Annotated in this window: 9 protein-coding genes; 6 read left to right on the forward strand and 3 right to left on the reverse strand. The window is 39.0% G+C overall.

Annotated elements, in window-relative coordinates; all coding sequences use genetic code 11:
* The first annotated feature begins 45 nt into the window (after positions 1–45).
* From glmM to MKX49_RS26820, 5 genes are all read left to right on the forward strand, one after another.
* Entirely contained in the window at positions 46–1395 is a 1350-nt protein-coding gene (gene glmM / locus MKX49_RS26800) for a phosphoglucosamine mutase (protein ID WP_034304929.1), read from the forward strand.
* Positions 1396–1865: 470 nt separating this feature from the next.
* A complete protein-coding gene (glmS, locus tag MKX49_RS26805) occupies positions 1866–3668 on the forward strand; it encodes a glutamine--fructose-6-phosphate transaminase (isomerizing) (protein WP_072274057.1) in 1803 nt (600 codons plus the stop codon).
* A gap of 322 nt (positions 3669–3990) precedes the next feature.
* On the forward strand, positions 3991–4362 hold the full coding sequence (locus MKX49_RS26810; RefSeq protein WP_323599449.1) for an iron chaperone: 372 nt from the start codon (positions 3991–3993) through the stop codon (positions 4360–4362).
* 353 nt (positions 4363–4715) lie between these two features.
* Positions 4716–5264: a hypothetical protein gene (locus MKX49_RS26815; protein ID WP_340878293.1), complete on the forward strand. Its 549-nt coding sequence runs from the start codon at positions 4716–4718 to the stop codon at positions 5262–5264.
* Positions 5265–5341: 77 nt separating this feature from the next.
* Entirely contained in the window at positions 5342–6202 is an 861-nt protein-coding gene (locus MKX49_RS26820) for a CPBP family intramembrane glutamic endopeptidase (RefSeq protein WP_340878294.1), read from the forward strand.
* A 332-nt stretch (positions 6203–6534) separates the two neighbouring features.
* Here MKX49_RS26820 and MKX49_RS26825 read toward each other — a convergent pair whose 3' ends face one another.
* Genes MKX49_RS26825 through MKX49_RS26835 form a run of 3 tightly spaced genes read right to left on the reverse strand, consistent with a single transcriptional unit; the run spans position 6535 to position 10021 of the window.
* Positions 6535–7569, reverse strand: a complete 1035-nt coding sequence (locus MKX49_RS26825) for a sensor histidine kinase (RefSeq protein ID WP_323599452.1) — start codon at positions 7567–7569, stop codon at positions 6535–6537.
* Positions 7566–8240, reverse strand: coding sequence for a response regulator transcription factor (locus tag MKX49_RS26830; protein ID WP_340878295.1), 675 nt, complete (start codon positions 8238–8240; stop codon positions 7566–7568). Before MKX49_RS26830 ends, MKX49_RS26825 begins: the two co-directional genes overlap by 4 nt.
* 23 nt (positions 8241–8263) lie before the next feature.
* Complete coding sequence (locus MKX49_RS26835; RefSeq protein ID WP_252268224.1) at positions 8264–10021, reverse strand: ABC transporter ATP-binding protein; 1758 nt, start codon at positions 10019–10021, stop codon at positions 8264–8266.
* Positions 10022–10387: 366 nt separating this feature from the next.
* Here MKX49_RS26835 and MKX49_RS26840 point away from each other — a divergent pair, with 366 nt between their 5' ends.
* The gene (locus MKX49_RS26840; RefSeq protein ID WP_340878296.1) at positions 10388–11557 is read left to right on the forward strand and encodes an ATP-grasp domain-containing protein; all 1170 of its coding nucleotides are present in this window, start codon (positions 10388–10390) and stop codon (positions 11555–11557) included.
* Positions 11558–11563 lie beyond the last annotated feature (6 nt).

Here is an 11563-nt window from a genome sequence, read left to right on the forward strand (position 1 = left end):
CATCATCATTAAATTCAGTAACGATTCGAAGAAGGAGCGATAAAGATGGGTAAATATTTTGGAACAGACGGAGTAAGGGGTATAGCGAATAGCGAGTTAACACCGGAGTTGGCATTTAAACTAGGCCGTTTTGGTGGCTACGTCCTTACTAGAAATACAGAAAAACCCAAAGTGCTTATAGGGCGCGATACTCGTATTTCAGGTGAAATGCTGGAAGGTGCGCTTGTTGCAGGTCTTTTATCCATTGGGGCTGAAGTGATGCGCCTGGGTGTCATTTCGACACCGGGAGTAGCCTATTTAACAAAGGCCTTAAGTGCTGAAGCAGGTGTCATGATTTCCGCTTCGCATAATCCGGTAGCGGATAATGGCATTAAATTCTTTGGACCGGATGGGTTTAAGTTATCCGATGATCAAGAAGCGGAAATTGAAGCACTATTAGATAAGGAAAAGGATGAGCTTCCACGCCCGGTTGGCGGAGATTTAGGCCATTTGAACGATTATTTCGAAGGAGGGCAAAAGTATCTCCAGTATTTGAAACAATCAGTGGATGAAGATTTTACAGGCATTCATGTTGCTCTTGATTGTGCACATGGGGCTACATCTGCCTTGGCCATGCATTTGTTTGCAGATCTTGATGCAGACATCTCTACAATGGGGGCATCGCCCAATGGCTTGAACATTAATGATAAGGTAGGTTCCACCCACCCTGAGGCACTTGCTGAATTCTTAAAAGAAAAAGGTGCGGATGTTGGGCTTGCATTTGATGGCGACGGAGACCGTGTCATTGCAATAGATGAAAAAGGTAATATAGTGGACGGCGACCAAATCATGTATATCTGTGCGAAATACTTGAAAGATAATAACCGTTTGAAACAGGGAACAGTGGTTTCTACGATCATGAGTAACCTTGGTTTTTATAAAGGTCTTGAAGAGCATGGTATACAAAGCGCCCAAACGGCAGTGGGGGATCGCTATGTGGTCGAGGAGATGCGTAAAGGCGGCTATAACCTTGGCGGAGAGCAATCCGGACATATCATCTTCCTGGACTATAACACGACAGGAGATGGCTTATTGACGGGCTTGCAGCTTGTGAACATCATGAGCGACACCCAAAAAACCTTATCCGAGCTCGCTGGAGAGATGAAGAAATATCCACAAACGCTGATCAATGTCAGAGTTACCGATAAACACGCTGTAACAGATAATGAAAAGGTACAGGAAGTCATCAAGGCAGTCGAAGGGGAAATGAACGGAAACGGTCGCATTTTGGTGAGACCATCCGGTACTGAACCTCTAGTCCGTGTTATGGCTGAAGCACCGACAGCTGAGGAATGCACTAATTATGTAGATCGCATCGTCGCAGTTGTAAGAGCGGAAATGGGAATGAACGAATAACTAATCCTATGCATAAAAGGAACGAAATTTCCTTTTATGCATATTTTATTTTTATAAAGAAGTCTTTTTTGTTGGTAAAGGTAATAAAGAATTGACCTATGTCCCTTGTTTAAGGTATGATTATCCTGATTTACAACTCATTTTCTAAAAATGGTTGTTCTAAAAAGGAGGGTAGGCAAGGAGAGAATGGATTCACAAAAGCGCCTGAACTAAGTCTGGACGAGAAATGACTTAGTTGACGAGGAGGAGGTTTATCGAATGATCGGCGGATACCTCCCGGCTGAAGTGCACAGCCGCAGTAATTCCAATCTTAAAACAGTAGGGCAACTTACTGCACAAAGGGTCGGAAATGCACAATGGGAAAAAGTGCTTTAGGGCATTTCCTTTATAAAAATATATATCAGAGATGAGGGGGCAGGGATGCCCCCGTGCATTCCTGTTCCCTCGAATCGGTTGGAGGAACAGAAATTATGTGTGGAATTGTTGGATATATTGGACTTAACGATGCAAAGGAAATTTTATTAAAAGGTCTTGAAAAACTTGAATACCGCGGTTATGACTCTTCAGGGATTGCTGTGAGAAATGAAGCAGGAGTGACAATCTTTAAGGAAAAGGGAAGAATCGCGGACTTACGAGCAGCCGTGGATGAAAATACTATGGCGCATACCGGAATAGGACATACGCGCTGGGCTACACATGGTGTGCCAAGCCGTGAAAATGCCCATCCTCACCAAAGTAATTCAGGTCGATTGACTTTAGTTCATAATGGGGTCATTGAAAACTATGCGATTCTAAAACGTGAATATTTGAAGGATGTTGCCTTTAAAAGTGAAACGGATACGGAAGTCATCGTTCAACTCATAGAGAAGTTTGTGAACGAGGGCATGGAAGTGGAAGAGGCGTTCCGTCAAACACTCACTCTATTAGAGGGTTCATATGCCATTGCCCTATTGGATGCTGAAAATGATGAAACCATCTTAGTCGCCAAAAATAAAAGCCCGCTGCTGATCGGTGTCGGAAAAGACTTTAACGTTGTCGCTTCGGATGCAATGGCGATGCTGCAAGTCACAGATCAATTCCTTGAACTGATGGATAAGGAAATGGTTATCGTGACAAATGAAGAGGTAACGATCAAGAACCTTTCCAACGAAGAAGTCATGCGTGCTCCTTACACGGCTGAACTGGATGCAAGTGATATTGAAAAAGGTACGTATCCTCACTATATGCTCAAGGAAGTCGACGAGCAGCCAGCCGTAATACGTAAAATCATTCAAGCATACCAAAATGAAGAAGGTAAACTTGCAATCGACTATAACATTACTGAAGCCGTAAGTGAGGCTGACCGTATTTATATCATCGCTTGCGGAACCAGCTATCATGCAGGGTTGATTGGTAAGCAATTCATCGAAAAAATGACTGAAATTCCGGTTGAGGTCCATGTGGCATCTGAATTCACTTACAATATGCCGTTATTATCGAAAAAACCGCTATTCATCTTCATTTCACAAAGTGGTGAAACTGCAGATAGCCGTGCCGTGTTAGTGTCCATCAAAGCGCTTGGTCATAAAGCCCTGACCATCACGAACGTACCTGGCTCTACATTGTCACGTGAGGCGGATTATACGCTCTTGCTGCATGCTGGTCCTGAAATTGCCGTAGCCTCCACAAAGGCCTACACAGCCCAAGTGGCAGTCTTATCCATCTTGGCGAATGTAACTGGCCAATTCCGTAACATGGAGTACGGTTTCGACCTTGTAAAAGAGCTTGGAATCGTTGCGACGGCTATGGAAGCCCTATGTGATTCGAAAGAAGAGATGGAAGACATCGCCCGTGAATATTTGTCCGTTACGAGAAACTGCTTCTTCATCGGCCGTTCCCTTGACTACTATGTTGTACTTGAAGGGGCACTTAAGCTGAAGGAGATTTCTTACATCCAGGCTGAAGGCTTTGCTGGCGGAGAGCTTAAACATGGAACGATTGCCTTGATTGAAGAAGGTACACCTGTCATAGCCCTGGCTACTCAAGCAGGCGTCAACCTAAGCATCCGTGGTAATGTGAAGGAAGTGGTTGCCCGTGGCGCCAACCCTTGCATCATTTCCATGAAGGGTCTGGAAGAAGAGGATGACCGTTTCGTCATCCCGGAAGTGAATGAACTATTAACACCCCTTATCTCTGTTATCCCGCTGCAGCTCATTGCCTACTACGCAGCCTTGCACCGCGAATGTGACGTGGATAAACCGCGTAATCTCGCGAAAAGTGTAACGGTTGAGTAAGTTGGAATGAATGCAATGTAGATTATAAAAAGTTGCGAAGCTTTACCCCTTTGGCTATGATTAGCCAAAGGGGTATTTTATATGTTTAAAACAACGAGAACCTCTCAAGTTGACAAGTGGATTATAAGAACGAGGTAATAAGAATCGGTGGCAGTGTAATGCAATCTATCAAATTCATCATTTGGTAGTCATGGCATCCATTAGAGGAATGTTAATGATCTTCCTATGGTGCATTGTTGAAAGAAACCCATATTGGCATTAAATTTAGGTGATGTTGAAAATGAAGTCTTCATAAAATTTTTTTAATTTAGGAGAGAATAGCATGGAAGTCTTTGCAGAGTTTTTAACGAATATTGATAACCCGCAACATAGGGAACGAACGGAAGAAGTCCTGGCTTGGGTAACTAAGAAATTTCCACATCTAATGCCGAAGATTGCGTGGAATCAGCCTATGTTTACCAATCATGACACATATATTATTGGCTTTAGCGTAGCCAAACATCATTTGGCTGTTGCCCCTGAAAAGGCAGGGATCGATCATTTCTCTGATGAAATCGTGCAGGCTGGCTATGATCACACCAAGCAGTTGGTACGTATCAAGTGGGACAGTCCGGTTGATTACCCATTACTTGAGAAAATGATAGAGTATAATATTTTTGATAAAGCAGACTGTTCAACTTTTTGGCGGAAATAAATAAAAATCGGAGAGCTGAATCTCTATTAAAGTGGCCATTATTCGGGGTTCTGTCAATATTAGAAGTGAAACGATGTGGTCCTGAAGTTATAAGCTCTCCATATATGCCGCCTGATCTAGCTCCATAGGCAAAAAGGCAGATTCTCCATCCTTAATGACCTTACCTTTACGGTTGCGACTCCATAAATAGTTTAAGTTCAACAAAAGCACAAGGAGTTCCAAATTTGGAACTCCTTGTGCTTTTGTTTTTTGATAAAATCGAGATAACAAATATTACAACCAAACTACTTAAGATATTAAATCAAAAATTCATAACGGGTATCTAAGGAAAAAATATTAGGTGGGGTGAAGAAATGAAGAAGTTACTATACCTTTTTATATTAATAATTCCTGTATTTTGGTTTGGATTTAATCCCATATCAACCTTTGCAAGTTCTCCAACTGAATTAAAAGAGGAAAGCCAATCAGTTGAGTTTCTGACAGAGTATACAACTCAATCAGACTCTTATGTACCTTTAGGCCAAGAAATACCTATACTTGTAGATGAAAAAACAGGAGAGATGACGAATAATAGAATTGGTATATCTCCAGTGTGTGCTACTTGTAATCAGTATACTTGGAAAACAGCCACAGATAAACGACAATCAAGTGTCTTTCACAAAAAAGTGACTGATACTACAAACTGGAGTCTTAACCTTACCTTCAAGGTGGAGATAGCTGGTAAATTAGTTATTTCTGGTGGGGGAGAAAAGGTATATTCGGCAACGAAAAAATGGAACCAATACAAAGAAACATGGAAATTGACTGGAACTCCAAAAACATATAGTCCAACTGGTAATTTGATAAAAACAGAGCAAAGAAATGCAACTTACATTAAGTATAAAAAAGTGGCAATAAAATAAGTTGAAAAAAGTGCAAATACAAACCCTTATTCTAAAAAATGGCTTCTTTGAAATTATTGTATAACAAAGGGGTAAGAATGGATACTGATATTAAGCAAACACATCGCTTTATATTATATATAACAATACTAATTATGATTATTTTTCCTTTTGCCCAACTTACATTGCAAGAACTTTTTTTGCAAATAAACAAACAATTATTTTTCTTTATAAGTAAACTGGTTATTATCTATGTTCTTTTTCTTTTCTTAAAAAAGAAAAAAATAACCTTATCGAGCATTAGGCTTAATAAGGTACATATTAAATATATTCTTCTTGGTATTTTAATGGGGAGTATAGCTCACATGCTAACTGTGTTTTTTGGTAGGACCCAACATTATCTACTAACGGACGAATGGCTTACTGCTGAAAAAATTGTTGGTACACTTATGGAGAGTAGTAAAAACATAAGTTTTTACAGCATTATGATGATTGGCTTTTCAGTGGCGATTAGTGAAGAAGTTCTTTTTAGGGGTATATTATTAAAACAATATCAGAGAATGAACATAAAATCGGCCATAATTTTAAGTGCTTTTATTTTTAGCATTTATCATATGACGGTAGGGAATTTTGTTTTTGCATTTGTAATGGGTATTTCTCTTGCACTATTAACTATCTATACCGGGAGTATCGTTCCGGCTATCTTTTTTCACTTTTTGGTGAATGAAATAATGAGGATCATCATGCATTTCCCAGAAAAGGTTACTGAAACTTATTTTCAGGTAATGGTGTCGCCAATTACTACCATAACAGGTTTAATATTTTTTCTATCTATATTAACTTTTCTATTTATAAAGGTAAGAAAAAATAATCAATTTCAAAGTGAAAAAGTTAAATTCTTTGATGGATATATTATTTTGTTGTTTTTGATGTATGTTCTTTTCCTAACAATAAAATAAAGTTTAATCAAAGATAATACAGGTATTATAACGATTTAATTTAAGAGGAATGTCCATATTTATTGCCACCAACAATTTTTCCGGCTTGTTAATCGTTGGGTATCAAATTCGTTTTTTGTACCCAACGTTTATAATATAAGTAATACTAGCATCATTAAATTATCCAATTCCTATTTCAATCTTTGAGGAAGTTTCCGCAAAATATCACTCAATCGCCTGCTTTTAGTAGAAGTGTTGATATTACAATATAATCATCAACGAACGGGCAGTGTTTTAAAAAAAAGCAGCAGCATGAATGATTTATAAAAGGTTTTTAACAATCACAAAACCCTTTACGAAATAGGAAGCAGAATGGTGAAGGTCGTTCCCTTTTCGAGTTCGCTTTTCACGGATATGGTCCCTTCATGCATCTCTATAATCTTTTTCACGATGGATAGTCCTAAACCGCTGCCGCTTTTTGAGCGTTCCCTTGCCAGGTCGGCTTTATAGAATCGCTCGAATATATGGAACTGGTCGGTTTCGGAAATGCCGATTCCATTGTCGGATATCGTTATGGATGCCAGGTCATCAATCTGTTGTAATCGAATCGTGATCTTTCCGCGATGGCGGGTGAATTTGATGCTATTGTGTATTAAATTTGTCCATACTTGGCTCATCAAATCCTGGTCTGCCACTATTGGAATCTTTTCCAAGGTTATATCCAATTCGAGTTCTTTGTCCGACCAAGCGGGTTCACAAGCCAAAATAATGGTCCGTATTTGCTGATCCAGCCGGAAATCTGTCCTTTCAAAAGGATGATGCTCGGATTCAAGGGATGTAAGCTTTAGAAGGTTATCACTTAATTTGGATAGTCTCCTGCTCTCTGTCTCTATTATATGAAGATAATGATTTCGTTCTTCGATTGTCAGCTTATTAAATTGAAGTGCTTGGGCAAATCCTACAATGGAGGTAAGGGGCGACTGTATTTCATGTGAGACGTTAGAGATGAACTCCTGCCGCATTTCTTCCATTTGCTTCAATTGTTTGGCCATGTGATTGAAGTGGTTAATGATATCGGTCATTTCGTTTCTCTTGTCCATATTAAAATCCAGTTGTACATTATAATCGCCATTTGCTATTTTCCTTAAGGCATCTATGATCTCGAGGTAAATATTTACCCGTTTATTATGATGGATAGCATGGATAAGGTGACCAATTAATATCATGATTGCGATGCTTGTCACGATTGTAGCCAGATACCGAACATAATTGGTTAACCTTAAGGGCAAAAGCTCAATGATATAGTACCCGGCGGAAAAGGAAATTGAAATAAACGTTACAAAAAACAGCATGCCAAGCATTTGTTTGAAAAATCGATTGCCTCTCATCTCGTTATCTCCAAACGGTAGCCCAATCCCCAAATCGTTTTAATCCGGAAGGGGAATTCCGATTCAGAAAACCGTTCCCTCACTCTTTTTATATGAACATCGACAGTTCGTTCATCACCTTCATAATCATAGCCCCAAATGTCTTCGATAAGATCTTCCCTGGAAAAAGTTTTTCCAGGATAGCTTGCTAATTTAAACAGCAATTCGAATTCTTTTAATGGAATCGTATATTCCTGTTCTTTGAATGACATTTCATGCGTGTTACGATTCATCTTTAATTCGCCGATATTTAATGTTTGTGAAATAGTGATTTTATACCGTTTTAATAATGCCTTTATTCTAAGAACCAATTCGATCGGTTCAAATGGCTTTACAAGATAATCATCTGCCCCAAGCCCGAATCCTTTTACTTTTTGTGTTGTTTCCCCTTTTGCAGTCAGCATTAAAATGGGGATATCACTAAATTCCCGTAACTCTTTGCATAATTGCCATCCATCCATGTTAGGCATCATAATATCGATGACTGCCAAATCGATTTTCACTTTTTCCATTACTTTCAATGCTTGCATTCCATCTGACGCTTCATATAGATCAAAGCCTTCTTTTCTTAACAACAGGTTTATAAGTTCGCGAATATGTGCATCATCATCGACTATCAATATTTTTGTCATCCTTCTTCTTTCCCTTCGGCGAATTAGGCCAGTTCAAGCTTGTGCAACTGCTGTTCAGCAAATTCGCGATATAATGAGTGCGTATTATATAGCTCTTTATGTGTTCCGCTGCCTGTTATTTTCCCTTTTTCAAGGAAGATGATTTGATCCGAACTGATAACGGTCGATAGGCGGTGGGCGATGACTATTGTTGTTCTTCCTTTCATTAAATGATTTAATGCCTGTTGAACCACTTTTTCTGATTTGCTGTCCAGGCTGGAGGTAGCTTCATCCAGCATTAATATTTTCGGGTTTCTTAAAAATGCACGGGCGATTGCAATTCTTTGTCTTTGACCGCCTGATAATTTCATGCCCCTTTCACCGACCTCTGTATCATATCCGTTCGGAAGCTCAGAAATGAATTGATCTGCATACGCCATTTTAGCCACTTGATTTAATTCTTCATCTGTTATATCCCGATCGATGCCATAACAAATATTATCTCGAATTGTACCGGATACAATCGGGCTTTCTTGTGAAACATATCCAATCTGGCTTCTCCATGAAAGCAGTGTGAAATCATTTATGGATGTCCCGCCTATGGATATGGATCCTTCCTGTGGTTTGTAGAAACGCTCGAATAATGAAAAAAGGGTCGTTTTTCCGCTGCCGCTTGGGCCGACTATTGCAGTGACCTTACCGGCCTCAACGTTAAAGCTTATATCTTTAAGTACCTGTTCTCCATTATTGTAACTATAGTTCAGGTGATCCACGCTGATAGATTGACTCATATTTTGAACGGGCTGCTTCGCATCTTCTTCCTCCACAGAATCCAGAATGGAAATGATGCGCTCTGTTGCACCTGTTGCTTTTTGGAATTGGGTAAAGAAACTGGCCAATTGAGCCATTGGCATGATTATTTGGAAAAGATACATGATGAATGCAACTAGAGCTCCAGCAGTCAGTGCTCCTGAAGAAACACGCATTCCCCCATAACCTAAAATCAGGACGAGTAATGCCATCATGACAAAACTCATTAGCGGCGCAATCAACGCTTGGATTTTTGCCTCTTTTAATCCGAATTGAAATAATTTCTGGATTCCTTTTTGGCCATTTTGATATTCCAAAGCTTCTGCATTTGATGCTTTAACAAGACGTATTTCCGTTAGAACCTGCTGAAGGACTGCGGTGAAGCTTGCTGTCTCGTCCTGCATCCCTTTTGATATTTTGTGCATTTTTTTCCCTAGCGGCATTAATATCAAAACAGAGAGTGGAATTGCAGTGAACATCAATAATGTCATTTTCCAATCCAGTACGAATAACACGATCATGGAACCTACGATGGAAATGATTCCTGTAACGAAATTAGAGAGATGTTCAGAGATTAATCCCTTCACTACAGTTGTATCATTTGTCATTCGGCTGACTGTTTCCCCCGATGGATGATCATCAAAATAACTCACGGGTAATACGAGTAATTTTTTCCATAGTTGATCGCGGATACCTGCCACTACGGATTGACCGATCCGATTTAATAAATAGATGGAAAATCCACTGGCCAATGCTTGAACAATGATGGCAAAAACGAGAAGTGTGATCCTTTCAGCGTTTAGTGAACTGACTGAAAAATCATTGATTAGATTTTTTGTGAATAATGGGACTAATAAAGCTACACCTGTTGTGCCTAGGCTTAATGCTAATGCTATCCCTATCATTAGTTTGGAAGGCTTCGTTTGTTGAACCAATCGAATGAACTGGCGCCATCCTTTTTGTTTTTTTGCTTCTGACATATGTAAATACATCCTTTCTCGATTTTCATTACAGAGAAGTATATAAAGAAGTTATGAATTGAATATGAACGAGTATTAGTTATTCCACGAAAATTTTGGTGAACCTTTTCTGAATGATAAATTTGAAAAAATATGGCAGACACTTAAAATAGTGTCGGCTTTTTTTTCATGAAGATACAAGGAAATTAAATATTCGATGGTTAACAGTAAGGAATATGTGTAAGGATCTCAAGTCTATGACTGATAGGTAAAAAGATATAGTTATATCTTGATTTTTAATTCGTTTTTAATAATAAATACCTATATAAGCTAAAAACTTACCGGTTTTAACCGATTAAATATGGAGATACAAAAAACAGTATAAGTTAGGTGGAAAAAATGATTATTTTGAATGAGTCGATTGTGTCGCCAATTCTTCTAAAGGTGTTAGAGGAACAGCAAATTCCAGTATTGGAACAAGGTCAATGGGGAGACACATTTACATCAGAAAAGCTAAACATTCAAAAGGATACAGAATTTTTCAAGTCCATGGAAAAGGACAAAAGAATTCTTACAAACTCTGAAAATGGCATAACACTATTAGGGCATTTTCAACCGAATAGCAATGAATACATTTGGTCAAAGTTATTGAAGGATAAGAGTCAGGTGCGAAATTTGACGAAATCTTTATATCCTGATTTCTATTTCCAAGATATCGATTTATCCATGATAAGTGAGCTGGATAAAAATCAAATACCGTTTCCGGTAGTTATCAAACCCAATATTGGCTATTCCAGTGTAGGTGTGCACAAAGTCAAGAATGAACAGGATTGGGATATAGCCGTGAACCAGCTTAAAGCGGATTTACTTCATTCGGATGGATTATATGATTCAGAAGTGGTCGGTTCCCAGACCGTTTTAATAGAAGAGTGGATTCAGGGTGAAGAGTATGCCATTGATGGTTATTACAATCAAGATGGTGAACCGGTCATTTTGAATGTCTTCAAACGATTATTCAAGGATGATTACGATACTTCCGATCGAATTTATTATACTTCGAAGTTGGCCATTGATGAAATCTATCATGATGCATTGAAGTTCATGAAGAATATCCAAACGGTCCTTCCGCTAAGGAATTATCCTGTACACTTTGAAATCCGCAAAAAGGGAAACCGGGTGATACCCATCGAAATCAATCCCCTGCGTTTTGCTGGGGCGGGTACAACGGATCTAGGTTACCATGCCTATGGAATGAATATGTATGAACACTATTTTTCAGGAACGAAACCCGATTGGAATCGGATATTGGAAGAGATGGACGATCGAATATATAGCTTTTTCTTTGCAGAGGTTCCACTTGAAATAAATCCGGAAGATGTTGCACGTATTGATCATGATGGACTTCGTCATGAATTCGAACATGTTTTGGAATATAGGCAGCTTCCTTTTCAAAATGACCGGAGCATGGCCATCATCTTTTATAGAAGTGAGGATTTGAATGAAAATCTCCAATTGCTTCATTTGGATTTAATACCATATTTGACTATAAAACACCTGGTTTTCAACTAAGGGGGG

The sequence above is a fragment of the Peribacillus sp. FSL M8-0224 genome (assembly GCF_038003055.1).
GTDB lineage: Bacteria > Bacillota > Bacilli > Bacillales > DSM-1321 > Peribacillus > Peribacillus frigoritolerans.

Coding starts and splice junctions, on each gene's coding strand:
- glmM (WP_034304929.1), top strand. CDS start 46: ATGGGTAAATATTTTGGAACAGACGGAGTAAGGGGTATAGCGAATAGC.
- glmS (WP_072274057.1), top strand. CDS start 1,866: ATGTGTGGAATTGTTGGATATATTGGACTTAACGATGCAAAGGAAATT.
- MKX49_RS26810 (WP_323599449.1), top strand. CDS start 3,991: ATGGAAGTCTTTGCAGAGTTTTTAACGAATATTGATAACCCGCAACAT.
- MKX49_RS26815 (WP_340878293.1), top strand. CDS start 4,716: ATGAAGAAGTTACTATACCTTTTTATATTAATAATTCCTGTATTTTGG.
- MKX49_RS26820 (WP_340878294.1), top strand. CDS start 5,342: ATGGATACTGATATTAAGCAAACACATCGCTTTATATTATATATAACA.
- MKX49_RS26825 (WP_323599452.1), bottom strand. CDS start 7,569: ATGAGAGGCAATCGATTTTTCAAACAAATGCTTGGCATGCTGTTTTTT.
- MKX49_RS26830 (WP_340878295.1), bottom strand. CDS start 8,240: ATGACAAAAATATTGATAGTCGATGATGATGCACATATTCGCGAACTT.
- MKX49_RS26835 (WP_252268224.1), bottom strand. CDS start 10,021: ATGTATTTACATATGTCAGAAGCAAAAAAACAAAAAGGATGGCGCCAG.
- MKX49_RS26840 (WP_340878296.1), top strand. CDS start 10,388: ATGATTATTTTGAATGAGTCGATTGTGTCGCCAATTCTTCTAAAGGTG.